The 24,911-nt window shown below is 69.5% G+C and carries 22 protein-coding genes; 17 read left to right on the forward strand and 5 right to left on the reverse strand.

The features are described 5' to 3' along the window. Nucleotides 1-9: 9 nt before the first annotated feature. From ACO227_RS14350 to ACO227_RS14375, 6 genes are all read left to right on the forward strand, one after another. Nucleotides 10-1,092, forward strand: a complete 1,083-nt coding sequence (locus ACO227_RS14350) for an AAA family ATPase (protein ID WP_423607359.1) — start codon at nt 10-12, stop codon at nt 1,090-1,092. Continuing rightward, a complete protein-coding gene (locus ACO227_RS14355) occupies nt 1,089-1,943 on the forward strand; it encodes an XrtA system polysaccharide deacetylase (protein WP_423602571.1) in 855 nt (284 codons plus the stop codon). The genes ACO227_RS14350 and ACO227_RS14355 overlap by 4 nt, the downstream gene beginning before the upstream one ends. Continuing rightward, nucleotides 1,940-3,010, forward strand: coding sequence for a FemAB family XrtA/PEP-CTERM system-associated protein (locus ACO227_RS14360; RefSeq protein WP_423602572.1), 1,071 nt, complete (start codon nt 1,940-1,942; stop codon nt 3,008-3,010). The genes ACO227_RS14355 and ACO227_RS14360 overlap by 4 nt, the downstream gene beginning before the upstream one ends. Beyond that, the gene (locus ACO227_RS14365; RefSeq protein ID WP_423602574.1) at nt 3,010-4,233 is read left to right on the forward strand and encodes a TIGR03087 family PEP-CTERM/XrtA system glycosyltransferase; all 1,224 of its coding nucleotides are present in this window, start codon (nt 3,010-3,012) and stop codon (nt 4,231-4,233) included. The genes ACO227_RS14360 and ACO227_RS14365 overlap by 1 nt, the downstream gene beginning before the upstream one ends. Further along, entirely contained in the window at nt 4,230-5,768 is a 1,539-nt protein-coding gene (xrtA, locus tag ACO227_RS14370; protein ID WP_423602576.1) for an exosortase A, read from the forward strand. The genes ACO227_RS14365 and xrtA overlap by 4 nt, the downstream gene beginning before the upstream one ends. 92 nt (nt 5,769-5,860) lie before the next feature. Beyond that, complete coding sequence (locus ACO227_RS14375) at nt 5,861-7,753, forward strand: XrtA/PEP-CTERM system amidotransferase (RefSeq protein ID WP_423602577.1); 1,893 nt, start codon at nt 5,861-5,863, stop codon at nt 7,751-7,753. A 134-nt stretch (nt 7,754-7,887) separates the two neighbouring features. Here the strand turns inward: ACO227_RS14375 and ACO227_RS14380 are convergent, their stop codons facing one another. Next, nucleotides 7,888-8,328: an MAPEG family protein gene (locus ACO227_RS14380; protein ID WP_423602579.1), complete on the reverse strand. Its 441-nt coding sequence runs from the start codon at nt 8,326-8,328 to the stop codon at nt 7,888-7,890. A gap of 143 nt (nt 8,329-8,471) precedes the next feature. On the opposite strand from ACO227_RS14380, the gene ACO227_RS14385 reads away from it, so the two are divergent. Together ACO227_RS14385 and ACO227_RS14390 are read left to right on the forward strand one after the other, a co-directional pair. After that, nucleotides 8,472-9,689, forward strand: coding sequence for an MFS transporter (locus ACO227_RS14385; RefSeq protein WP_423602580.1), 1,218 nt, complete (start codon nt 8,472-8,474; stop codon nt 9,687-9,689). Between the two features lie 222 nt (nt 9,690-9,911). After that, nucleotides 9,912-11,510, forward strand: coding sequence for an SEL1-like repeat protein (locus ACO227_RS14390; protein WP_423602581.1), 1,599 nt, complete (start codon nt 9,912-9,914; stop codon nt 11,508-11,510). Here ACO227_RS14390 and ACO227_RS14395 read toward each other — a convergent pair. Next, nucleotides 11,507-12,718, reverse strand: a complete 1,212-nt coding sequence (locus ACO227_RS14395) for an MFS transporter (RefSeq protein WP_423602582.1) — start codon at nt 12,716-12,718, stop codon at nt 11,507-11,509. The two genes, ACO227_RS14390 and ACO227_RS14395, sit on opposite strands and share 4 nt — an antisense overlap. Before the next feature lie 129 nt (nt 12,719-12,847). Here ACO227_RS14395 and ACO227_RS14400 point away from each other — a divergent pair, with 129 nt between their 5' ends. After that, nucleotides 12,848-13,438, forward strand: coding sequence for a TetR/AcrR family transcriptional regulator (locus tag ACO227_RS14400; RefSeq protein ID WP_423602584.1), 591 nt, complete (start codon nt 12,848-12,850; stop codon nt 13,436-13,438). Between the two features lie 93 nt (nt 13,439-13,531). Further along, on the forward strand, nt 13,532-13,717 hold the full coding sequence (locus ACO227_RS14405; RefSeq protein ID WP_423602585.1) for a hypothetical protein: 186 nt from the start codon (nt 13,532-13,534) through the stop codon (nt 13,715-13,717). 206 nt (nt 13,718-13,923) lie between these two features. On the opposite strand, the gene moaB is transcribed toward ACO227_RS14405, so the two are convergent. Genes moaB through ACO227_RS14420 form a run of 3 tightly spaced genes read right to left on the reverse strand, consistent with a single transcriptional unit; the run spans nt 13,924 to nt 16,956 of the window. Continuing rightward, nucleotides 13,924-14,451 (reverse strand): molybdenum cofactor biosynthesis protein B, encoded by a 528-nt coding sequence (gene moaB, locus ACO227_RS14410; RefSeq protein ID WP_423602586.1) that lies wholly within the window; start codon nt 14,449-14,451, stop codon nt 13,924-13,926. After that, nucleotides 14,441-16,225: a transglycosylase SLT domain-containing protein gene (locus ACO227_RS14415; protein ID WP_423602588.1), complete on the reverse strand. Its 1,785-nt coding sequence runs from the start codon at nt 16,223-16,225 to the stop codon at nt 14,441-14,443. Before ACO227_RS14415 ends, moaB begins: the two co-directional genes overlap by 11 nt. Beyond that, nucleotides 16,222-16,956, reverse strand: coding sequence for a uracil-DNA glycosylase family protein (locus ACO227_RS14420; protein ID WP_423602589.1), 735 nt, complete (start codon nt 16,954-16,956; stop codon nt 16,222-16,224). The genes ACO227_RS14415 and ACO227_RS14420 overlap by 4 nt, the downstream gene beginning before the upstream one ends. A 114-nt stretch (nt 16,957-17,070) precedes the next feature. On the opposite strand from ACO227_RS14420, the gene ACO227_RS14425 reads away from it, so the two are divergent. The 7 genes from ACO227_RS14425 to ACO227_RS14455 all read left to right on the forward strand — a co-directional run bounded on the left by ACO227_RS14425 (nt 17,071) and on the right by ACO227_RS14455 (nt 24,909). Continuing rightward, nucleotides 17,071-18,732, forward strand: coding sequence for an electron transfer flavoprotein-ubiquinone oxidoreductase (locus tag ACO227_RS14425; protein WP_423602591.1), 1,662 nt, complete (start codon nt 17,071-17,073; stop codon nt 18,730-18,732). 37 nt (nt 18,733-18,769) lie between these two features. Continuing rightward, nucleotides 18,770-20,329: a tetratricopeptide repeat protein gene (locus ACO227_RS14430; protein ID WP_423602592.1), complete on the forward strand. Its 1,560-nt coding sequence runs from the start codon at nt 18,770-18,772 to the stop codon at nt 20,327-20,329. Next, nucleotides 20,326-21,159, forward strand: coding sequence for a 4-(cytidine 5'-diphospho)-2-C-methyl-D-erythritol kinase (locus tag ACO227_RS14435; protein ID WP_423607361.1), 834 nt, complete (start codon nt 20,326-20,328; stop codon nt 21,157-21,159). The genes ACO227_RS14430 and ACO227_RS14435 overlap by 4 nt, the downstream gene beginning before the upstream one ends. Nucleotides 21,160-21,340: 181 nt before the next feature. Next, nucleotides 21,341-22,069 (forward strand): enoyl-CoA hydratase/isomerase family protein, encoded by a 729-nt coding sequence (locus ACO227_RS14440; protein WP_423602594.1) that lies wholly within the window; start codon nt 21,341-21,343, stop codon nt 22,067-22,069. Further along, nucleotides 22,066-22,797, forward strand: a complete 732-nt coding sequence (locus ACO227_RS14445) for an N-formylglutamate amidohydrolase (protein ID WP_423602596.1) — start codon at nt 22,066-22,068, stop codon at nt 22,795-22,797. The genes ACO227_RS14440 and ACO227_RS14445 overlap by 4 nt, the downstream gene beginning before the upstream one ends. Before the next feature lie 11 nt (nt 22,798-22,808). Beyond that, entirely contained in the window at nt 22,809-24,530 is a 1,722-nt protein-coding gene (gene ilvD / locus ACO227_RS14450; RefSeq protein ID WP_423602597.1) for a dihydroxy-acid dehydratase, read from the forward strand. After that, complete coding sequence (locus ACO227_RS14455) at nt 24,511-24,909, forward strand: hypothetical protein (protein ID WP_423602599.1); 399 nt, start codon at nt 24,511-24,513, stop codon at nt 24,907-24,909. Before ilvD ends, ACO227_RS14455 begins: the two co-directional genes overlap by 20 nt. The last annotated feature ends 2 nt before the right edge of the window (nt 24,910-24,911 follow it).

A 24,911-nucleotide genomic window follows, 5' to 3' on the forward strand; every position in this document is an offset into this window, starting at 1 on the left:
GGTGGGATGATGTACGACGAGCATTATGGCCTGAGCGGACGGCCGTTCCAGCTGACGCCGGATGCGGCGTTCTGGTTCGATACCGCGACTCACCGCAAGGCGATGGCCTATCTCGGCTATGGCCTGAGCCAGGGCGAGGGCTTCATCGTCATCACCGGCGCGCCCGGCGCGGGCAAGACGACGCTGGTCGGCCACCTGATGGACAATATCGATCGCGAGCGGCTCAACGTCATCCGCATCGTGACCAGCCAGGTGAAGTCGGAGGACCTGCTGCATCTCGTCGCCGCGGGGCTCGGCAGCGACACCACCGGCCTTGCCAAGGCGCAGACGCTGGCCGCGATCGAGAAGGGCCTCCACGCCGTCGCGCGCACCGGCAAGCGCACGCTGCTGATCGTCGACGAGGCGCAGGCGCTGCCGATGGAGAGCCTGGAGGAGCTGCGCATGCTCTCCAACTTCCAGGCCGGCGGCTATCCGCTGCTGCAGATCTTCCTGCTCGGCCAGCCCGAGTTCCGCGAGCTGTTCGCCGACCCGCGGCTGGAGCAGCTGCGCCAGCGTGTGATCGCGATGCACCAGCTCGATCCGATGGGGCTGGAGGAGCTCGAGCCCTATCTCGTCCATCGCCTCTCGGTGGTCGGCTGGAACGGCCGCCCGCGCTTCGAGAAGGATGCGATCGCGGCGATCCATGGCTGGTCGGGCGGCATCCCGCGCAAGGTCAACCAGCTCGCCGGGCGCGTGATGCTGTTCGGTGCGATCGAGCAGCTCGACAGCTTCGGCGGCGACGAGGTCGCGACGGTGATCGCCGATCTCGACAACGACACCGTGGTCGCGGGCCGTCCGCTGGCCGCCGCCGCGGCTGTGCCCGTCCAGCCGGTCGAGGCGGCACCGCAGCCGGCGGTGGCGGCGGTGCGCGAAGTCGTGACCGCGCCCGCCGACAATTCCGCGATCGACGCGCTGTCGGCGCGGATCGCGCGGCTCGAGGCGCGGCTGGAGGAGCAGGACGCCGCGCTTCGTCGCGTGCTGACGCTGATGGTCGACTTCATCGAGGGCGAAGAGGATCGGGCGCCGCGGCGCGAGACCGCCGCCTGGCAATGACCGCGTCCGCGCCCGCCAACGCGCTCTCGGTCGACGTCGAGGACTGGTTCCAGGTCGGCGCGTTCGAGAAGGTGATCGCGCGGGGCGACTGGGACGCGCTCGATCACCGCGTCGAAGCGAACACCGACAAGGTATTGGAATTGTTCGACGCGTGCGGGGTCAAGGCGACCTTCTTCACGCTCGGCTGGGTCGCGGACAAATATCCCGCGCTGATGCGCCGCATCGCCGATGCGGGGCATGAGGTGGCGAGCCATGGCTGGGACCACCAGCGCGTGTTCAACCTCACCCCCGACCAGTTTCGCGACGACATCGCGCGCGCGCGTACGGCGCTGGAGGATGCGAGCGGGCAGCGGGTGACCGGCTATCGCGCGCCGAGCTTCTCGATCGACAAGCGCACGCCCTGGGCGCACGGGATCCTGGCGGAAGAGGGCTATGCCTATTCGTCGAGCGTCGCACCGATCGGGCACGATCATTATGGCTGGGCCGACGCGCCGCGCCGCGCCTATCGCCCGGTCGCGGGGAGCGAGCTGGTCGAGCTGCCGGTGACCACCGCGAAGTTCCTGGGGCGCGAGATCACGACCGGCGGCGGGTTCTTCCGCCTGCTGCCCGGCAAGGTCATCTACCGTGCGATCGACGCGCTCAACGGCGCGGGGCAACCGGCGATCTTCTACTTCCACCCGTGGGAGGTCGATCCCGGCCAGCCGCGCGTCGCCGATGCGCCGCTCAAGTCGAAGCTGCGCCACTACAGCCGGCTCGGCGCGATGGCGGGCAAGCTCGGCACGCTGATGGCGAGGCATCGCTGGGACCGCACCGACATCGTCGCGGCGGCCGAAGCGTCGAAGCTTCAATGAACGCCCCCGCGCGCCCGGGCTCGACGCTGCGCGTCGCCGATCTGGCCGATCCGGTCGAGCGGGCGCGGATCGACGCCTATGTCGAAGCTAACCCCGATGGCACGCCCTTTCACCTGCCGGCGTGGAGCGCGGCGGTGGAGAAGGGCTGCGGGCAGCGCGCGCATTATCTCGTCGCCGATCGCGGCGAACTCGGCATCGTCGGCGTGCTGCCGCTGACCGAATTGCATTCGCCGCTGTTCGGCCGCGTGCTTGCGTCGGCGGGGTTCGGTGTCGGTGGCGGCATCCTTGCCGACAAGCCCGAGGTGAAGCGATTGCTCGCCGAGCAATGCTGGCGGCTCGCCATAAGGCTGAGCTGTCCCAGCGCCGAGCTGCGCGGCGGGCCGCGGCCTGGCCCGGAATGGAGCGTGGACGACAGCCACTATCTCGGCTTCGCGCGCGACCTCGCCGCGGACGACGAGGCCGAACTGCTCCAGATCCCGCGCAAGCAGCGCGCCGAAGTGCGCAAGTCGCTCGGCTATGATCTCGACATTTCCGTAGGACAGGACCCGGCGGACGTGGCCGCCCATTATGCCGTCTATGCCGAATCGGTACGCAACCTCGGCACCCCCGTATTTCCGCGCCGGCTGTTCACAGAAATGTTGCATGAATTTGGCAGTGCTGCCGACGTCCTGATCGTGCGGGACGGGGGGAATGCGGTGGCTGGCGTGTTGAGCCTGTATTGGCGGGGTACGGTCTATCCCTATTGGGGCGGCGGAACGGCGGACGCGCGGCGATTGCGTGCCAACGACCGCATGTATTTCGAGCTGATGCGCCACGCCCGCGCGCGGGGCTGCACGCGCTTCGACTTCGGCCGGTCGAAGGTCGGCACGGGTGCGGCGGCGTTCAAGAAGAACTGGGGGTTCGAGCCCGAGCCGCTCGTCTATTACGACCGCGTCGCCGACGGCGCCTCGATCCGCGACGCCAACCCGCTCAACCCCAAATACCGGTTCCAGGTGGCGGTGTGGAGCAAGCTCCCCCTCGCCGTCGCCAACCGCGTCGGCCCCTGGATCTCGCGGGGCCTGGGCTGATGGGCGACATCCTGTTCCTGGCGCACCGCGTGCCGTTCCCGCCCGACCGCGGGGACAAGATCCGTGCGTTCAACATCCTGAGCTATCTCGCCCAGCGCAAGCGCGTGCACCTCGTCGCCTTTGCCGACGATCCCGCGGACTTGAAGCGCAAGGGCGGGCTCAACAAGATCACGGGCAACCGCCAGATCGTGTGGCGCGGCAAGGGCCAGGCGACCGCGGGCGTTCAGGCGCTGGTCCAGCGCAGGCCCTTCTCGCTCACCGCGTTCGACAATCCCGAGCTGCGCCAGGCGGTCGAGAACGTCCTCGCTCGGCATTCGATCGACACGATCTACGTCTTCTCGAGCCAGATGGCGCAATATCTCCCGCACAAGCCGCGCCAGCGTGTGGTGATGGATTTCGTCGACATGGATTCGGCCAAGTTCGCGGCCTACGGCAAGACGACGGGCGGCTTTTCCGGCTGGATGATGCGGCGCGAGGCGCGGATGCTGGCGCAATATGAGAAGGCGGTGGCGGCCAAGGCCGACGCCAGCCTGTTCGTGAGCGAGGCCGAGGCGGCGCTGTTCCGCGAGCGCACCCGGGCGCAGCGCGTGCATGCCGTCGAGAACGGGATCGACACCGCGACCTTCGACCCCGATGCGCCGTTCCGCCGGCTCGAGGCGGTGGCGCCGCTGCTCGTGTTCACCGGGCAGATGGATTATCGGCCCAATGTCGAGGGCGTCACCTGGTTCGCCGAATCGGTCTTCCCGCACATCCGCCTGCGCCATCCCGACGCGCAGTTCGCGATCGTCGGGCGCAAGCCCGATGCCGCGGTACAGGCATTGGCGAAGATCCCCGGCGTGACGGTGACCGGGGAGGTGCCCGATGTGCGGCCATGGGTGGCTGCGGCCTCGGTGGTGGTCGCCCCGCTCAAGCTCGCGCGGGGGGTGCAGAACAAGGTGCTCGAGGCGATGGCGATGGCGCGGCCGGTGGTGGCGTCGGCCGCCGCCGCGACGGGGATCGATCATGGCGACACGATCGAGGTCGCCGAAGGAGTCGGCGGGATGGCCGATGCCGTGAACGCGCTGCTCGACGATCCGGTGCGCGCGGCCGAGCTCGGCCGCGCGGCACGGCAGCAGGTGATCGGTCATTACAGCTGGGAGGCCAAGCTCGCCGTGCTCGACGGCATCATGGGGTTCAAGGGGCTCCGCGATCCGCAGCCGCGCCGGAAGGTGGCGGCGGCATGACGACGGTGGCGGCGGACGGCGCGTTCGCGACGCGCGGGGTTGAGTTTGACTCGACCTGGAAGCGCCATGCGATGCTGCTCGCCGGCATGTGGGCGGTCCTGCTGCTGCTGTTCCGCCGCGACGTCGCCGACCTTGCGACGATCTACTGGACCAACACCACCTTCGGCCACTGCCTGTTCATCGCGCCGGTGGTGGCGTGGCTGGTGTGGCAGCGCCGCGCGGACTTGCCCGCGGTGCGCGCCGAGGCGTGGTGGCCGGGGCTCGCGATCGCGGCGGGCGGCGGGTTCGCCTGGCTGCTCGGCGATGCCGCGGGGGTGGCGCTGTTCCGCCATCTCGGGTTGGTCGTGATGCTGCAGGGCTCGGCGGTCGCGCTGCTCGGCCCCAATGTCGCCCGCGCGCTGCTCTTCCCGCTCGCCTACATGATCTTCCTCGTCCCGTTCGGCGAAGGGCTGGAGAAGCCGCTTCAGGACCTGACGGTGGCGATCCTGGTGCCGCTGCTCGACCTGTTCGGGGTGCCGGCGCATGTCGACGGCGTGCTGATCACCACGCCCAACGGCTATTTCGAGGTGGCCGAGGCATGCTCGGGCGCCAAGTTCGTGATCGCGATGGTCGCCTATGGCACGCTGGTGGCCAATGTCTGCTACGTCAGCTGGACGCGGCGCGCGGCGTTCATGGCGGTGGCGCTGGTGGTGCCGATGCTCGCCAACGGCTTGCGCGCGTTCGGGACGGTCTATGCGGCGTATCTGACCTCGCCCGAGGCGGCGACGGGGTATGACCATATCGTCTATGGCTGGGTATTCTTCGGCGCGGTGATGGCGGGCGTGCTCGCGATCGGCTGGAAATGGTTCGACCGCGATCCCGACGCGCCGTGGTTCGATGCGGCGAAGCTGCAGGCGCGATGGCCGGGCGTCGCGCGGATGCCCGCGGTGGTCGCGCTGACTGGGCTGTTCATCGTGAGCCTGTTCATGGCCTGGGGCGGGGCGATCGCCGCGCGCGCCGATGCGCTGCCCGCCAAGGTCGCGCTGCCGCAGGTGGCGGGCTGGACGCAGGTGCCGCCGAGCCGGCGCGCGGAGTGGAAGCCCAATTTCCCCGGCGCGGACCATTTCGTGATGGGCCGCTATTCGGACGGCATGGGCGCCGAGGTCGACCTGGTGCTCGCCGTCTATGGCAGCCAGCGCGAGGGCAAGGAACTGGTCGGCTTCGGCCAGGGCGCGATCCGCGAGAACGACAAATGGGTGCGGATCGAGGACTTGCCCGAGCTCGACGGCGGCGGCGCGATGCGCATGACCGCGCCCGGCCCGGTCGAGCGCGAGGTCGTCACCTGGTACCGCGTCGGCGACGTGCTGACGCCGAGCGAATCGCGCGTGAAGGCGGAGACGCTCAAGGCCAAGCTGCTCGGCGGCAGGCAGCGCGCGGTGGCGGTGATGGTCTCGGCCGAGAAGGGCGAACTGCCCGCGCGCGCCGCGATCAAGCGGTTCCTCGGCGCGCTGGGGCCGGTGGAGCAGGTCGCCGATCGCGCGGCCGGGGCGGATTGAGCAACGGCCCGTCGCGGGGGGCGCTTGCACCTTGACGCCATCCCCGCAAAAGCGGGAGCAAGCGTGGGATACGGGGCGGGACGAACAAGCTGATGTGCGGGATTGCGGGGCTCTATTATCCGGGCGTGCCCAAGCCGGTGGAGCCGGCGCGCGTCAAGGCGATGGCCGACGCGCTGGCGCATCGCGGCCCCGACGGCTCGGGCGTGTGGACCGCGCCCGGGGTGGGGCTGGGGCATCGCCGTCTCTCGATCATCGACCTCGCCGGCGGCGCGCAGCCGATGGCGACGCCCGAGGGCGACCTGATCGTCAGCTACAATGGCGAAATCTACAATTTCCAGGAGGTCCGCGCCGAGCTGGAGGCCAAGGGCGCGAGGTTCCTGAGCAACAGCGATACCGAGGTGCTGCTGCACGGCTGGCGCGCTTGGGGGCCGGCGATGCTGGGCAAGCTCAACGGCATGTTCGCGGTGGCGCTCTACGATGCGCGGAAACAGTCGCTGCTGCTCGCGCGCGACCGGCTCGGGGTGAAGCCGCTCCACTATGTCGAGCTGTCCGATGGGGCGGTTGCGTTCGCGTCGGAGATCAAGGGGTTGCTGGCGCATCCGCTGCTCCGGCGGCAACCTGATTTCGCAGCGGTCGAGGATTTCCTGGGGCTCGGTTACGTGCCCGACGACGCCTCGGTACTGGCTGGGGTGAAGAAGCTGCCGGCGGGGCATTATCTGCTGCTCGAGCGCGGCAAGCGGGTGCCGGCCCCGACCGAGTGGTGGGACGTCGACTTCTCCAAGCGGGCCAAGGGATCGGCGCGCGACCTCCAGGCCGAGCTGGTCGAGCACATGCGCGCGGCGGTGCGCTCGCGGATGATCGCCGACGTGCCGCTCGGCGCGTTCCTGTCGGGCGGGGTGGATTCGAGCGCGGTGGTCGCGCTGATGGCCGAGGCGAGCCGCAACGCGGTCAAGACCTGCACCATCGGCTTCGACGAGACCGGCCATGACGAGCGTGTCTACGCCCGCGCGATCGCCGAGCGGTTCCGCACCGAGCATCGCACGCGCACCGTCGCGGCGGACGATTTCCAGCTGATCGACACGCTCGTCCATCATTTCGACGAGCCCTTTGCCGATGCCTCGGCGCTGGCGACCTATCGCGTGTGCGAGCTGGCGCGAGAGACGGTGACGGTGGCGCTCTCGGGCGACGGCGCGGACGAGGCGCTGGCGGGATACCGCCGCTACAAGTTCCACGCCGCCGAGGAACGGGTGCGCGGGCTGCTCCCGGCATCGGTGCGGCAGGGCGTGTTCGGCGCGCTCGGGGCGGTCTATCCCAAGGCCGACTGGGCGCCGCGGCCGCTGCGGGCGAAGACCACGTTGCTCGCGCTCGCCGAGGATAGCGGCGCCGCCTATGCCAAGGCGGTGGGGGTGACCACGCCCGAAGTGCGTATGGGGCTCTACACCGACGCGGCACGAGGGCAGCTCGCCGGGCACCGCGCCGAGAACCGTTATGTCGAGACGATGCGGGGCGCACCCGCCCGCGATGGGCTCGACCGCGCGCAATATGCCGATTTCAAGCACTGGCTGCCCGGCGACATCCTGACCAAGATGGATCGCACCAGCATGGCGGTGAGCCTGGAGGCGCGCGAGCCGCTGCTCGACTATCGCTTCGTCGAGTTCGCCGCGACCTTGCCCGCGTCGATGCGCATCCGTGGCGGGCAGGGCAAGTGGCTGATGAAGAAGGCGCTCGAACCGTGGTTGCCCAAGGATATCCTCTATCGGCCGAAGATGGGATTCGTGACCCCGGTCTCGGCGTGGTTCCGCAAGGCGCTGGCCGACGAGGCGGCGGCGCTGTCGCGCTCGGCGGTGCTGGCGGGCAGCGGCTGGTTCGAGCCCAAGGCGATCGCGCGCCTCGCCGAGGAGCACCGCAGCGGCCGCGCCGAGCACGGCCGCACCTTGTGGCAGCTGATGATGCTCGAACGCAGCCTCAGCCGGTTGTTCGGGTAATTGTGGCCCGGCCGATTCACTACTCCCTTCCGTCACCCTGAACTTGTTTCAGGGTCCATCTCTCCACAGGCGGCTGAGCCGCGGGTTGCACGATGGATGCTGAAACAAGTTCGGCATGACGGATGATATGGGCGTTAGTGCAAGCTTAGCCCCCAGAACGCCATCGCGGCGTGGACGGTAAGCATGATCAGCGGGATCGTCGCCAGCGCGAACAGGGTGAAGCGCACGATGATGCGGTTGACCGTCGCCTGCACCACGCTGTGGGCGACCCGAAGGATCACATAGGTCCAGGCGATCGTCGCGTTGAGATTGTCGCCCTGGCCCATCACCGCGAGCGTCAGGCAGATCGCGTAGAAGAGCGTCGGCTGCTCCATCAGGTGGTTGTAATTGTCCGCCGGCCACTGGCTCTTCGCCGGGATCACCTGCTTCAGGTCCGATCCGGTGCCGCCGGTGAGCTTGCCGATGTCGATCTTTGCCGCCTTCATCGCCGGGATGCGGCGGGCGTAGAGCCATACCCACATGATGAGCGACCAGCCGACCAGCGCGATCACTGGTCCCAGAATCTGACTATGCATGTTTTCCTCCCCCAAAGCGGTCGAGCGAAGCTGCACCAGCGCGCGCCGCTTGGAAAGATTTCGTTTCACAACGGAAAGGGTAGTGAAATGGGCCGGCGCTGCTCCGATATGGGGTGTCTTCGCCGTCGCCAGGGGGTTCGGACATGAAGCGCGCATCGATCGTCATTGCCGCCGCGGCGATCATCGTCACCATCGCGATGGGCGTGCGCCAGGCGTTCGGCCTGTTCCTTCCCGACATGAGCGCCGGCCTCGGCATCGGCCGTTCGAGCTTCGGCCTCGCGCTCGCGATCCAGAACCTGCTGTTCGGCCTCGTCCAGCCCTTTGTCGGCGCGCTCGGCGACAAGCATGGCGCGGGCCGCGTCGTCGCGGTGGGGACGTTGGTCTATATCGTCGGCCTGATCGGCGCCTCGCTGGCGACCAATGCGGTCGGCCTGCACCTCTCGTTCGGCGTGCTGGTCGGGATGGCGCTGTCGGCGACCACCTTCGTCGTCGTGCTCGGCGCGGTCGGGCGCGCGGTGCCGGCCGAGAAGCGCAGCATGGCGTTCGGCATCGTCACCGCGGGCGGCTCGCTCGGCCAGTTCCTGCTGGTGCCGACCGGCCAGCTGCTGATCGGCGAGCTCGGCTGGCGGCTGGCGCTGGTCGCAATGGCCGGGATCGTCGCGGTGATGTTCGTGCTGGCGATCGGCGTCGCGGGCAAGCCGGCGGTGCAGACGGCGAGGGGAGACGCGCCGACCCAGTCGCTCAAGGAAGCGCTGCGCGAGGCGGCGGGGCATCGCGGCTTCTGGCTGCTCAATGCCGGTTTCTTCGTGTGCGGCTTCCACATCGCGTTCATCGCGACTCACTTCCCGGCCTATCTCACCGACAAGGGCCTCGGCCTGTCGATCGGCGCCAACGCGCTGGCACTGGTCGGGCTGTTCAACATCTTCGGCTCCTATCTGTTCGGCGTGTGGGGCGACAAGCGCAGCAAGAAATACCTGCTGAGCACGCTCTATGCCGCGCGCAGCGTGGTGATGATCGCCTTCCTCGCCGCGCCGCTGACTCCGTTCACCGCGCTCGCCTTCGCCGCGGCGATGGGGTTCCTGTGGCTCGGCACGGTGCCGCTCACCAGCGGGCTGATCGGACAGATCTTCGGCATCCGCTACCTCTCCACGCTCTACGGCATCGTCTTCCTGAGCCACCAGGTCGGCAGCTTCTTCGGCGCATGGCTGGCGGGGCTGATGTTCGACTTGACCGGAAGCTACGACAGCATCTGGATCGCCTCGGTGGCGCTGGGTTTCATGGCGGCCCTGGTGCACATGCCGATCCCCGACCGGCCGGTGCCGCGCCTGCGTGAGACGCAGGTGAAGGTGGTGGCGACATGAAGGCGCTTGGCCTGGTCGCGCTCGCGGTGGTACTCGCCGCCGGCTGGTGGCTGTGGCAGGCGGTAGGCCCCGACGTGCTGCTCGGCGCCGCCATCCAGTGGTGCGGATAGCAGTCCGTAATTCAGCCGCAGTAAGCCCTATAAATCAGATTATTGTTGGCGCGGTCGTCCCGGCACAGCATGATGCCGCGTAGGATCCGCGCGATTTGGGGAGAGCTGCGCCGTGAGGACCGCGAGGAAGAAGGGCGCGATCGCGGCCCTGTTGCTGACCTCCATTCCGCTCGGCGTCGCCGCAGGGCAGACCGCTCCGGCTCAGCCCGCGCCGCAGGCCCAGGTGTCGCCCTCCACCGACGATGCCACCGTCATCGGCCGGCGCCGTCCGGCTGCGGAGGCGCCCAAGTCGGCGACCTGCGAGATGCTCGCCCGGAGTCCGTTCTTCCGCGCGCAGCTCGACGCGATCCGGCAGGCGGGCGGCGATCTGCTCGGCCCGCCGGTGCTGCTGCCGACGCGCATGCCGCGCAATCCCGATTACAGCGCACCGCCGCGCGTGGCGGCCGGGTCGCCCTTGCCCGATCTCGGCAAGTCGCGTTTCGGCGCCGATCGCGTCTATACGGAAGAGGGGCCGGCCGTCGAGTTCGAGGATGTGACGGCGGCCGTGGCCGCAGCGGATGCGGAGTCGTCGGTCGCGGATTCGAGCGCGGTGAGCACCGGAATGAGCCTCGACGCGGCGCGCGCCGCATGCCGCTCGAGCTATAGCCGCGGCAGTTCGGTGGACGCCGGCGGCCGCGCGGCGATCGCGAGCAGGGACGAGACGCTGCCGATGGCCTTCGCGCTGTTCGATCAGGGCCGCTACGCCGAGTCGCTCGAATGGTTCCGGAAGGCCGAGCGCAAGCTGCCCTATGAGAGCGGCGGCGACGAGGCGGCCTTGTTCATCGGCAAGCTCTACCTGCAGGGGCTCGGCGCGCAGTCGGATCCGGCCAAGGGCGTCGAGTGGCTCAGGAAGGCGGCGACCGCGCCGTTCAACTCGACTCGCGACACGCCGATCTTCGACCCCGCCCAGCCCGAGATGAACACCGCGGTGGGCGAGGCGGCGGTGATGCTCGGCAACATCTACCGCCGCGGCTTCGGACCGGTCGCGCGCAACCTCGGCGAAGCGCGCAAATGGTATCAGCGCGCCTATGACGTCGGCCATATCGCGGCGGCCAAGGCGGTGGGCGACCTCTATTTCAGCGGCGCCGGCATGCCGCGCGACGCCAGGCAAGCGGCGAGCTGGTACCGCAAGGGCGCGCAGTTCGGCCATGCCGCCGCCCAGTTCGCGCTGGCGGAGCTGCTCTACGACGGCGACGAGGGCGTGGCGCAGGACAAGAAGGCGGCCTTCACCTGGTACAAGGCGGCGGCCAAGGCCGAGCATCCCGGCGCGCTCTACGCGTTGGCGCGCGCCTATGACCTGGGCGAGGAAACCGCGCCCGATCCCAAGCGCGCGATCGTGCTCTACAAGGGCGCGGCGCTGCTCGGCAATCCGGCCGCCCAGGTGGCGATCGGCACCTATTTCTACGAGGGCAAGGAGATCGCCAAGGACGACGCCACCGCGCGCAAATGGTTCGAGACCGCGGCGAAGCAGGGCGACCGCGACGGCATGTTCAACCTGGGCGCGATGATGGCGCGGGGCGAGGGCGGGAAGGACGTGCCGCGCGCCTGGGCGTGGCTGCGCGAGGCGGCGAAGCTCGGCCACCCCAATGCCCCGCGCGCGATGGCGGCGCTCGAGCAGCGGATGAGCGAACCCGAGCGCCAGGCGGTGGCGGCGATGCGGGTGGGGCGCTAGGCGGGGCTCATCGCCGCTTCGCCGGTCTCGCGCTCGCCACCGAGCGCGCGCTGGCCGAATGCGACGACCAGCAGCGCCAGCACCGCGGCTCCGACCGACGCCCAGAAGCCGTTCTGCGCGCCGAAGCTGTCGACCACCCAGCCGGCGACGAACGCGCCCAGCGCCATGCCGATGCCGATCCCCGTCATCACCCAGGTCACGCCCTCGGTCAGCACCTCGGGCGGCACGCGGCGCTCGACCAGGCCGAAGGCGGTGATGAAGGTCGGCGAGACCGCGACGCCGCTGAGGAAGATCGCGGCGGCGAGTGCGGGCACGCTGCCGACCAGCAGCAGGGGCAGGGTGGTGAGCAGCAGCGCGACGAGCACCACCAGCAGCTGGCGGTGCAACGGGAAGCGCAGGTTGAGCGCGCCCATGATCAGCCCGACCACGAACGATCCGAGCGCATAGACGCCGATCACCAGGCTCGCCGCGCCGGGCTGGCCGAGATCGCGGGTCAGCGCGACGGTGGTGACCTCCGCGGTGGCGAAGATTGAGCCGACGAACACCAGCGCCAGCGTCACCAGCTGGACCGGGCGCAGCAGGATCGCAGGGCGATGCGCCACGGCCTCGCTCGCGCGCACCCGGGGCTCGGTGGCGCGCTGGAGCACGAAGGCGGTCATGCCGAGCGCGAGCAGCAGCGTCGAGACGAGCACGCCGGCTTCGGGGAACAGCGCGACGCTGAGGCCGACCGAGAGCGAAGCGCCGGCGATGTAGACGAGCTCGTCCGCCACCGACTCGAAGGCGAAGGCGGTGTTGAGCTCGGGCTTGTCGCGGAAGATCTCGGTCCAGCGCGCGCGGACCATCGCTGGCATGCTCGGCATCGCCGCCGCGGCCAGCGCCGAGGCGAACAATGTCCACACCGGCCAGTCGAGATGCGTCGCCAGCATCAGCAGCGCGAAGGCGGCGACCGAGATTGCGGTGGTCGGCACCAGCAGCCGACTCTGGCCGTAGCGGTCGACCAGCCGCGAGATCTGCGGCGCGGCGAAGGCGTTGGTCAGGGTGAAGGTCGCGGCGACCGCACCCGCGAGCCAATAGCCGCTGCCCGACTGGGCGAGCATCGTCACGATCCCGATCGGCGCCATCGCGATGGGCAGGCGGGCGACGAACCCGGCCGCGGCGAACCCCTTGGTTCCGGGAGCGCGGAAAATCTCGCGATACGTGGCGAACATCGCTGATAGCCTTTCGTCGCTGGAAATGCAGACCTTGAAAGCTTACATACGTTTCGTATGCGAGTGAGGTGGTGACATACGCAGCGTATGTCAATGCACCATTCGAGAAAAAAAATGCAGAGGAATTGAATGTCGCGCAGATCGCGTCCCGAGATGATCGCCGAGACTCGCGCCAAGCTGATCGCCGCGGCGCGCAAGGCCTTTGCCGCGCACGGTTATGCCGAGGCGTCGATGGACGATCTCACCGCCGCTGCGGGCCTGACGCGCGGCGCGCTCTACCATCATTTCGGCGGCAAGCAGGGCTTGCTCGAGGCGGTGATCGAGCAGATCGACGCCGAAATGGCCGATCGCCTGTCCGCGATCGCCGCCGCCGCACCGAGCCGCTGGGAAGGGCTGGTGCAGGAGAATATCGGCTATATCGAGCTGGCGCTGGAACCCGATGTCCAGCGTATCATGCTGCGCGACGGTCCGGCGGTGCTCGGCGATCCGGCGAACTGGCCGAGCGCGCTCGCTTGCATCGCCTCGATCCGCGGCAATATCGAGCGGCTTCAGGCTGACGGCGTGGTCCGCGCGGACATCGATGCCGAGGCTGCGGCGCGGATGATCACCGGCTCCTCCACCGACGCGGCGCTGTGGATCGCCAACTCGCCCGACCCCGGCGCCACCTCGCGCCGCGTGATTCCGGCGTTCCGCGCGATGCTCGAGGGACTGCTGAATTAAGATCGTATTTCGAGCGGCTTAACCGATGTAAAAGCGGACGGCATGACGCTGGGATATCAAGGTCGTCAGGCGGGGGCGCCGAGGAGCAGGTCGATGGACCGGAGCAGGGATTATGAATATTATCGCCGCCGCGCCCGCGACGAGCGGCACAAGGCCAGTATCTGCGAGGACAATGCCGTGGCGCTCGCCCATTTCCGCATGGCCGACGCCTATGACCGGCGCATCCTGGATCTGGAGATGGGCGAGCTGAACGGGCCGTCTTCGGCAGGGAGGCGTTGAAGCGCTTTAGCCAGCCCGGCTGATATCGCGCGTCACCAGGGCACCGATGCTCCCAGTCGCCCAACGCCACGTTCCGCTTGTCGCGCCGCACCACGCCGTCGGCGATCAGCTTCTGGCGATAGGCGAAGCCTTCGATGATGAAGCTGCAATGCGAAACCAGCGTCGCGCCCTCGCGAACGAGATGAACAAATGTTCCGCAGCCTGCTTCAGCGCTCGGTCAGGCGCGGCATCAGCTCGACGAAGTTGCAGGGCTTGAAGCGGCTGTCGAGCTGGTGCGCGAGGATGCCGTCCCACCCGTCGCGCACCGCACCGGTCGAGCCGGGCAGCGCAAAGACATAGGTGCCGCGCGCGACGCAGGCGGTGGCGCGCGACTGGATCGTCGAGGTGCCGATCTTGGCGTAGCTCAGGAACCGGAACAGCTCGCCGAAGCCGGGGATCATCTTGTCGGCGACGCGCTCCAGCGCCTCGGGCGTGACGTCGCGGCCGGTGACCCCGGTGCCGCCGGTGGTGATCACGCAATCGACCGTCTCGTCGTCGATCCAGGCATGGAGCTTGCCGACGATAAGGTCGGGGTCGTCGGGCACGATCGCGCGATCGGCGAGCTCGTGCCCGGCGCCGGTCAGCAGCTCGACCAGCGTGTCGCCCGACCTGTCGTCCTCGTGCGTGCGCGTGTCGGAAACGGTGAGCACCGCGATCCGCACCGGGCGGAACGCAGCTTCGGGGTCAATTGGCACCGATGGTGCTCGCCACGCTCGCTGCCGAGGCCTGCATGCGCACCGCGCCGCCGCCATTGGCGCCCGGCACCTTGGGCCACAGTCCCTGGGCGATCGCCGCGCGGCTCGCGCTCTCGCGGCCGTCGTTCTTCTCGTACATCCAGTAGTTGCGCAGCACCGTCATGACATAGCCGCGCGTCTCCCAATAGGGGATGCTCTCGATATAGAGCAGCGGATCGCCATTGTCGCGGATCTGGTAGTTCCAGTTGGTCACCGGGGTCGGCCCGGCATTGTACGCCGCGATCACCTTGGGCAGCAGCCCGCCGGTGAAGGGCTGGTCGCGCAGCTGCTCGATATAGGACTGGCCCACCTCCATGTTGGTCGAGGGGCGGGCGAGATTGCTGCGATCGATCGCGAAGCCGCGCTTGCGGGCGATGTCGGTCGCGGCGGCGGGCATGATCTGCATCAGGCCATAGGCGCCGGCCGGGCTCTGGACGGTGCGGTTGAAGCGCGATTCCTGGAGCGTGTGGGCGAATACCAGCGACTTGTCGATGCGCCAGCCGCCATCGGGGGTCCAGTCGGGCGCGGGGTAGCGCGCTTCCTCGACCGGGCGCGCGCCGGGCGGGCAATTGTGCGTCAGCCACAGCTGGATCGCAGGCAGGGCGAGCCGCCCGGCGAGGCGGGTGAGCGCGGCATGCTCGCGCGCGTCGCCGATCTTGGCCTGATGCTTGATCACCTCGGCGGCGAGGCTGTCCTCGCCGATCTCGACCAGCGCCGCGGCGACGCGGACATTGGGCCGGCGCTCGATCGCCTTCCAGTCGGCCGAGACGAACTTCTCGGTGCGGACCGGCACTTCCTTCATGCCCAGCGCCTGGCGCGCGAGCAGGCCGTAGAAGGTCTCGCCATGCTGCGCCGCGCTCTTGAGGCGGATGCTGACGAGGTCGGGCCGGCCGCACGCCATGTCGGCGCGCGAAGCCCAGTAGAGGCCGGCGGTGCGCTTCTCGGTGTCCCCGGCGCGCTGCGCGACCGAGGTGAACGCCGCCTGCGCCGCGGCGCAATCCTTCTGCCGCCACGCCGCGAGGCCCTGCACCCAGTCCGCGAGCGGGGCGAACTCGCCCTGGCCGACCTGTGCCTTGGCGGCGACGCGGCGCGCATCGGCGTCGCGGCCGGTGGTGTAGTACATCCAGGCGACGCGCTGGCGCCATTCGGTGAGCACTTCGGGCGCGAGCTCGACGGCGCGTGATTCGAGCAAGGCCTCGGCGTTGGTCGCGTCGTCGGCCTTGATCAGCGGCTGCATCTCCAGCACCAGCTGCATCGCCGCGGAATCGGCGGCGGGGGTCGAGCGGTGGCGGATGCGCGCGGGCGGCGCGTCGTACCAGATCATGCGCTGCGCCACGGGCAGTTCGGGCAGCTCGACCGCGCCGCGCGTGCGGGCGAGCCGCGCGAGCTGCTCGGCCTGGGGCAGCTCGGGCGCCTCGCCGAGCAGCGCCAGAAGCTGCGGCAGCTCGGCGCGGGGCGAGCCCTTGGCGAGATAGAGTTCCGCGCGTGCCGTGGCGTGGAGCAGGCCGGGGCGCATCGAATCGAGCTTGATCTGCGCGTCGGCCCAGCGCTGGGCGCGGATCGCCGCGAAGACCGCGCGATAGGCTTCGCGTTCCGATGGATCGAGCTGGGCGGGGACGCCGTCGCCGGCCTCGCGCTTCTCGAAGCGCTCGGCCGCTTTCTCGTCGGCGGCGTGGGCCACCGCGGGAAAAGCCAAGGCAATGGCGGTGGCGGCGAACAGGATACGCGGGTTCACTTTTGCCCCCCAAGAAGCAACTGCAGGTCTTTCCAGGCGTCGGCCTTCGCCGCGGGTTTGGTCAGCAGGAACCGCGGGTGGAAGGTCGCGACCACCAAAGATTGTCCATTTTCTTGGTTAACGGCTTCTAAACGGCCGCGCCGCAGCCCGGCTTCGGCCCCGATAACCGAACGACTCACCGTCTGGCCGAGCAGCAGCAGCTTCTGCGGCGCGGCGAGCGCGATGTGGTGGCGGGCGAGCTCGCCCAGCCGCGCCTCGGCCTCGCGCGGCACCTGGCCGGTGATCGGGCGGGCGGCGCAGAGCGGAGCGAAATAGATCGAATCCCGGTCGAGCCCGATCGCGGCGAGCATATGGTCGAACAGCCGTCCCGCGCCGCCGCCGAGCAGGCCCGGCGTCTCGCCCTCGAACTCGGGCAGGTCGGTGATCACCATCAGCGGCGCGGCGGGATTGCCTGACGGCGCGACGATCGGCTCGCCCCAGCTCGCCTCGGGCGCGCCGCTGCCGAACCGCCAGTCGATGAACGCCTCGAGCGTCGCGGGAAGCGGTGCCTCCGGCTCGGGTTCGGCGAGCGCAACGGGCTGGCCCGCGCTCGCCGTAGCGGCAGGCGGCGCCTCGCGCGCGGTCCAGTCGCGCGGCGCTTCGTCCACGAGCATGTCCACGCCCGCGTCGCGCCACCATTCGAGTGCGCTGGCCGCCTCGGCGCGCCAGTCTGAAGCCCCCACAAAGCCCATGCGTTTCACAGAGTCATGCCTTGACGCCACCGTCAATCTACCGCCATCGGGGGAGGGACAGGACGCGCCGCGCGTGCGATGACCCGAAGGTGCGCCCGCCAGGGGAGACGAAAAGTGAGCGAACGCGAGTCGATGCCATATGACGTCGTGATCGTCGGCGCGGGGCCTGCGGGCCTCGCCGCGGCGATCCGGCTGAAGCAGCTGGCGGCCGAGGCCGGCGGCGAGATCAGCGTGTGCATCCTCGAAAAGGGGTCGGAGGTCGGCGCGCACATATTGTCGGGCGCGGTGATCGACCCGAAGGCGCTCGACGAGCTGTTGCCCGAATGGCGCGACCAGGGCTGCCCGCTGGCGCAGGTGCCGGTCCACGACAACCAGCACTGGCTGCTGTCCAAGAAGGGCAAGTGGAACGTCCCGCACTTCATCGTGCCGAGCTTCATGCACAATGAGGGCACCTATACCGGGAGCCTCGGCAACCTCTGCCGCTGGCTCGCCGAGCAGGCCGAGGGGCTGGGGGTCGAGATCTTCCCGGGCTTCGCCGCCGCCGAGATCCTCTACCATGAGGACGGCTCGGTGAAGGGCGTCGCGACCGGCGACATGGGCGTCGCGCGCGACGGCACGCACAAGCCCGACTATCAGCCCGGGCTCGAGCTCCACGCGCGCTACACCTTCTTCGGCGAGGGCGTGCGCGGGCACCTCTCCAAGCAGCTCCAGCGCCAGTTCGGCCTGTGCGAGGGCGTCGAGCCGCAGATCTACGGCCTCGGCGTCAAGGAATTATGGGACATTGATCCCGCGAACCACGTCCCCGGCCGCGTGATCCACACCCAGGGCTGGCCGCTCAACGAGACGCAGGGCTCGAACGGCGGCGGCTTCCTCTACCACCAGGCCAATGGGCAGGTGGCGTTGGGCTTCGTCACCTGGCTCAACTACACCAATCCCTATCTCTCGCCCTTCCAGGAGATGCAGCGCTGGAAGACGCATCCGGCGATCGCCGAGATCCTCAAGGGCGGCAAGCGCGTCTCCTACGGCGCGCGCGCGATCAGCGACGGCGGGCTGCAGGCGATCCCCAAGCTGACCTTCCCCGGCGGCGTGCTGATCGGCGACAGCGCGGGCTTCCTCAACGTGCCGCGGATCAAGGGCACGCACACCGCGATGAAGAGCGGCATGCTCGCCGCCGAAGCGGCGTTCGCGGCGGTGCAGGCGGATCGCTCGGGCGACGAGCTCACCGCCTATCCGGAAGCGTTCCGCGCCAGCTGGATGTACAAGGAATTGAGCATCGTCCGCAACGTCGCGCCGCTGGTGAAGAAGTTCGGCGACTTGGTCGGCTCGGGCCTCGCCAACATCACCATGTTCCTCGAGAGCTGGGGCGTCAGGATGCCCTTCACCATGGGCCACAAGCCCGATCACGAGAGCCTGTGGCGCAAGGACCTGGTCAAGCCGATCGACTATCCCAAGCCCGACGGCGTGCTGACCTTCGACCGGCTCTCCTCGGTGTTCCTGTCGAACACCAATCACGAGGAGGATCAGCCGGTCCATCTGACGCTCAAGGATCCGGATATCCCGGTCGAGTACGATCTGCCCCTTTATGACGAGCCCGCGCAGCGCTATTGCCCGGCGGGCGTCTACGAGATCGTGGGCGAGGCGGAAGGGACGCCGAAGTTCGTGATCAACGCGCAGAACTGCGTCCACTGCAAGACGTGCGACATCAAGGACCCCACGCAGAACATCAACTGGGTGGTGCCCGAAGGCGGCGGAGGACCGAATTATCCCAACATGTAGGCGCCTGACCGTTCCGCTCGCGGCGATCGCGCTCGCCATGCCGGGCGCGGCCTGGGCCGACGCGCGCGACTATGTCCGCGCGCGCGCCGCGGCCGAGGACGGCGCGGTGGGCGTGGCTGCGGCGGGCTATGCCGCGGTGATGACGGCCGCCCCCAATGACGAGGTGGTCGCGATCCGCGCCTATCGCAACGCGCTGGCGGCGGGCGACATGGCGCTGGCGCAGCGCGCGGCGGCGGTGCTCAAGCGCTCGGGCGTGGCGCCCGCGGACGTCTCGCTCCTCGACTTCGCCGAAGCGCTGCGCACGCGCAAGGCGGAGGCGGCCGACGACGCGCTGGGCGGGATCGGCGCGGGCCCGCTCGATTTCCTGGCGCCGGTGCTGCGCGCCTGGCTCGCCTATGATCGCGGCGCCGACCCCTTTCCGATCCTCGACAAGGCGAACGAAAGCGGGCTCGCCCGCCGTTACATCGCCGAGCATCGCGCGCTGCTGCTGATCGCGTCGGACCGGACCGAGGACGGCATCGCGGCGCTGCGTGCGGCGGTGGGCGCGGACCCGGGCAGCATCGACTTGCGCTGGAACGCCGCGACCCTGCTCGCGGCCAAGGGCCGGCGCGACACCGCGCTGTCGCTGCTCGCCGGGGAGGATCCGGTGCTCTCCGGCCTGCGCGCGCGCTTGAAGAAGGGGCCGAAGCCCGGTGCCGCGTTCGGCGCCAGCCGCGCCTTCACCCGGCTCGCCTCCGACCTCGCCGGGCAGGAGACTCAGGCGCTGTCGATCCTGCTCACCCGCTCGGCACTGATGCTCGACCCCGGTGACGATCGCGCACGCCTGCTGCTCGCCGACGCGCTGGCGGGCGAGCAGGCCTATGAGCGGGCTCAAGCCGCGCTGGACGGGGTCAGGAAGAACAGCCCCTTCTATCCTGCCGCGCTGACCGAGCGCGTGGGACTGCGCGACAAGCAGGGCGACGATGCCGGGGCGCTGGCGCTCGCCGCGACGCTGGCCAGGGCGCCGGGGGCGAGCGTGGCCGACCTGCAGCGCTATGCCGACCTGCTGTCCGAACAGGGCCGCGAGAGCGAGGCGGCCGAGGTGTATGCCCGCGCGCTGGCGCAGACGGGCGAGCAGGCGACCTGGATCCAGCACCTCCAGCTCGGCGGCGCGCTCGAGCGGGCAGGGCGGTGGGACGAGGCGCTGCCGCACCTGCGCAAGGCGGTCGAGCTCGCGCCCGAGCAGCCGGTCGCGCTCAACTATCTCGGCTATGCGCAGATCGAGCGCGGCGTGAACGTCGCCGACGCGACCGCCCTGCTCGAACGCGCGAGCAAGCTGCGGCCCGATGACGCCGCGATCACCGATTCGCTCGGCTGGGCCTATTTCCGCCAGGGCGAGGTCGCCAAGGCGCTGCCCTTGCTCGAAAAGGCCGCGCAGGGCGAGCCGGGTAGCGCGACGATCAACGAGCATCTCGGCGACGCCTATTGGCGCATCGGGCGGCGCTTCGAGGCGCGCTACGCCTGGCGTGCCGCCGCGCTCTATGCCGAGGGCGAGCAGAAGACGCGGCTCTCGGCCAAGCTCGCCGACGGCATCGTTCAAAGGACCGCGGCAAACTGACTCTGACCGAGCCAGCGCCGGCCAAGCTCAACCTCGCGCTGCACGTGCGGCGGCGGCGCGACGACGGCTATCACGAGCTCGAGACGCTGTTCGCCTTCGCTGCGGACGGCGATGTGCTTACGGTGGCCGAAGCCGATGCCGACCGGCTGGAGATCGACGGCCCCTTTGCGGCAGGACTTTCGACAACTGACAATCTGGTGCTCGCGGCGTTGGAGTCGATGCGGTCGCCCCCGTTCGGCGGCGTGCCGCCGCTGGCGATCCGGCTGACCAAGAACTTGCCGGTGGCGGCCGGGATCGGCGGCGGATCGGCCGATGCGGCGGCGATGATCCGGCTGCTCGACCGGCATTATGTGCATAACGGTGATAATCGCGAGCTGGCGATCGCCAACGCGAATCTGGGCGCGGACGTCGGCGCGTGCATCGTCGGACGGACACGGATCGGGCGTGGCACAGGTGCCGAGCTGCACATGGCAGCGGACGACTTGGCGAGATGCCCGGTGCTGCTGGTCAATCCGGGCGTGCCGCTCGCAACCGGGCCGGTGTTCAAGGCCTGGGACGGAGTCGACCGCGGCCCGTTGCCCGAGGGCAGCGCGCGGGAAATCGCGCTGGGCGGACGAAACGACCTGGAAGACCCGGCGATCCGCCTGTGCCCGGTGATCGCCGACGTGCTGGCTCGGCTGCGCGACAGCGATGCGTGGCTGGTGCGCATGTCGGGGTCGGGCGCGACCTGTTTCGCGCTGTTCGACAGCCTTGAAGCGCGTGCCTCGGCCGCGACGACGGTCAGGACCGCGCGCCCGGGCTGGTGGTGTCTCGAAACGGTGCTGTCGTGACAGATGATTGTCCCATTTTGGCACATATTCCCGTGACTTATGCTCCCCCGCTCTGTGGGCGGGCACTTGGCCCGCGACTTGCTGTGCCTGCGGTGCGGGTCAGGCGCCGGGAGCGAAACGCCCGTGGATGGCCCCCGCTCGCTCCGGCGGGCGGGCGCTATCCTCGCCGCGGGAGCCGGCGATGATCGGCTGGCAACTCCACGATCACATCGCGATCCTCACCCTTGATCGAGGCGGCGCGCGCAACGCGATCCCGATCGCGGGCTGGGATGCGCTCGCCGAGGCCGCGCGCGCCATCGCCGCCTCCGATGCCCGCGCGGTGATCCTGCGCTCGGCGATGCCGGGCATGTTCTCGGCCGGCGCCGATCTCGCCGAATTCCGCGACCTCGTCGAGCAACCCGGCCTGCGCGTCCGCTTCCGCGAGGCGATGGCCGCGGCGATCGAGGCGATCGCGGCGCTGCCGATGCCGGTGATCGCCGCGATCGACGGCGGCTGTTTCGGTGCCGCCGTCGCGCTGACGCTGGCGTGCGACATCGTGGTGGCGGGCGACGAGGCCGTGTTCGCGACGACGCCCGCCAAGCTCGGCCTGACCTACCCGGCAGCCGATGTCGCCCGGTTGAAGGCGCGAGCAGGCGAGGGGCAGGCGGCGCTGATGCTGTTCACCGGCGCCCGCATCGAGGCCGAAGAGGCGGCCCGCATCGGCCTCGCCCATCGCCGCGTCGCGCACGCCCAGCCCGCCGCGCACGAATTCGCCAACGCCATCGCCGCCAACGTCCCCGGGGCGGTGCGCGCGCTCAAGGCGGTGCTTCGCGACCCGGCGGGGGCAGGGCACGCACGCGCCTTCGACGACGCCTTCGGCTCGGATGCCTTCCGCGCGCGTCTCGATGCCTTTCTGGAGGGGAAAAGATGAGTGCCGCGCATGTGATCCAAGGCGGCGCCGACATCCTGATCCTCTGCGACCACGCCTCGAATGCCGTGCCGCCCGATGTGGATCTCGGCATCGACCCGCGGCTGCTCGGCAAGCACGTCGCGATCGATATCGGCGCCGCGGCGGTGAGCGAGGCGCTCGCCGCGCAGCTCGGCGCCCCCGCGATCCTCGCCACCGTCTCGCGCCTGGTGATCGACCTCAATCGCGAACCCGACAGCGCCGGGCTGATCCCGCATATCAGCGACGGCCATGCGATCCCCGGCAATGGCGGCGTCGACCGTGCCGAGCGCATCGCGCGCTTCCACGCCCCCTATCATCGCCGCATCGCCGACACGATCCGCGCCCGCCGCCCGGCGCTGCTCGTCTCGGTCCACAGCTTCACCCCGCGGCTCGAGCAGCATGACGGCCCGTCGCGCCCGTGGGAGATCGGCGTCCTCTACAACCGCAACGCCCGCGCCGCCCGGATCGGGATCGAGCTGCTGGAGCGAGCCGGCGTCGTCACCGGCGACAACGAGCCCTATTCGGGCCGGCTGCTCAACGCGACGATGAACCGCCATGCCGAGGGTAACGGCATCCCCTATCTCGGCATCGAGATCCGCAACGACTTGATCTCGGACGCCGCCGGGGTGGCACATTGGGCGCAGCTTCTCGCGTCGATAGTAAAAGACGTGCGCAACTCTCTTGCGCGAACGGGGTCGCCGGCGACATAGGCGTTCGCGCCATGACCAATCGCTTCGACAAGTCCCGCCTGCCCTCGCGCCACGTCTCCGTCGGCCCCGAGCGCGCCCCGCACCGCAGCTATTACTACGCCATGGGGATTCCCGAGGAGGACATCGCCAAGCCCTTCGTCGCGCTCGCCAGCGCGGGCAACGACAGCGCGCCGTGCAACACCACGCTCGACGCGCAGGCCGACGCCGCGCGCAAGGGTGTGATCGACAATGGCGGCATGCCGCGCCGCTTCAACACGATCACCGTCACCGACGGCATCGCCATGGGCCATCAGGGGATGAAGTCCTCGCTGGTCAGCCGCGAGGTGATCGCGGATTCGGTTGAGCTGTCGGTGCGCGGCCATTGCTACGACGCGCTGGTCGGCTTTGCCGGCTGCGACAAGTCGCTGCCGGGCATGATGATGGCGATGCTGCGCCTCAATATCCCGTCGATCTTCGTCTATGGCGGCTCGATCCTGCCCGGCCGCTACCAGGACCGCGACGTCACCGTGGTCGACGTGTTCGAGGTGGTCGGCAAGTTCGCCGCCGGCACCTGCCCGATCAGCGAGGTCCATGCGCTCGAGAAGGTCGCGTGCCCCGGCCACGGCGCGTGCGGCGGGCAATATACCGCCAACACCATGGCCTGTGTCGGCGAGGCGATCGGGCTCTCATTGCCCAATAGCAACATGGTCCCCGCGCCCTATACCAGCCGCGAGCAGATCGCGGTCGCCGCGGGCTGGCAGGTGATGGAGCTGCTGGAGAAGAACATCCGCCCGCGCGACATCTGCACGCGCGAGGCGTTCGTCAACGCCGCGCGCATCGTCGCGGCGACTGGCGGCTCGACCAACGGCGCGCTGCACCTGCCGGCAATGGCGAGCGAGGCGGGGATCGACTTCGACCTGTTCGACGTCGCCGAGATCTTCAGATCAACGCCTTACATCGCGGACCTCAAACCGGGCGGCAAATATGTCGCCAAGGACATGTACGAGGCCGGCGGCGTCTACATGCTGATGAAGACCCTGCTCGCCAACGACCTGCTCGACGGCAACTGCCTGACCGTCACCGGCAAGACACTGGGCGAGAATATCGACCAGGTGACGTGGAACCCCGACCAGAAGGTGATCTACGACGTCAAGGCGCCGCTCACCCCCACCGGCGGCGTGGTCGGCCTGCGCGGCAGCCTCGCCCCCAACGGCGCGATCGTGAAGGTCGCGGGCATGCACCGCCTCCAGTTCGAAGGCCCGGCACGCTGCTTCGACTGCGAGGAAGAGGCGTTCGAGGCGGTCGAGAAGCGCGAGATCCGGGAGGGTGAGGTCGTCATCATCCGCTACGAAGGTCCCAAGGGTGGTCCGGGCATGCGCGAGATGCTGTCGACCACCGCCGCGCTCTATGGCCTCGGCATGGGCGAGAAGGTCGCGCTGATCACCGACGGGCGCTTCTCCGGCGCGACGCGCGGCTTCTGCATCGGCCATGTCGGACCTGAGGCGGCCGAGGGCGGGCCGATCGCGCTGGTCGAGAATGGCGACATCGTGCGGATCGACGCCGAGGTCGGGACGATCGACCTCGACGTCGCCGAGGACGTGCTCGCCGAGCGCCGCGCGCGCTGGCAGCCGCGCGAGAATGCGTACCAGTCCGGGGCACTCTGGCGCTATGCGCAGAATGTCGGACCGGCCTATAAGGGGGCGGTGACGCACCCGGGGGCGAAGTCCGAAAAGCATGTCTACGCGGATATCTGAAGTCCTGGCGGCGGCGGCGTTGCTGTCGCTCGCCGCCTGCGGAAGCAAGGTCGAGACCGACGCCGAGCGCGCCCAGCGCGCCAAGGCCGAACTGGCGCGCGCCGAGGCGGAGGGCCGCATTCCCTGCGCGATCGGCGCGGCCGAGTTCACCACCAACTGCACGATCGACCGCGCGCGCACCCAGGATGGCCTCATCCTGACGATCCATCAGCCCGACGGCGGTTTCCACCGCCTGCGCGTCACCACGGACGGCCGCGGCGTGGTCGCGGCCGACGGCGCGCGACAGGCGGCGGTCTCGGTGATCGACAAGGACGCGATCGAGGTGGCGATCGACGACGCCCGCTACCGCCTGCCCGCACGGATCAAGGGCAACGACTAGCC

It is taken from the genome of Sphingomonas sp. MS122 (genome assembly GCF_049532975.1).
Taxonomy (GTDB): Bacteria; Pseudomonadota; Alphaproteobacteria; order Sphingomonadales; family Sphingomonadaceae; genus Sphingomonas.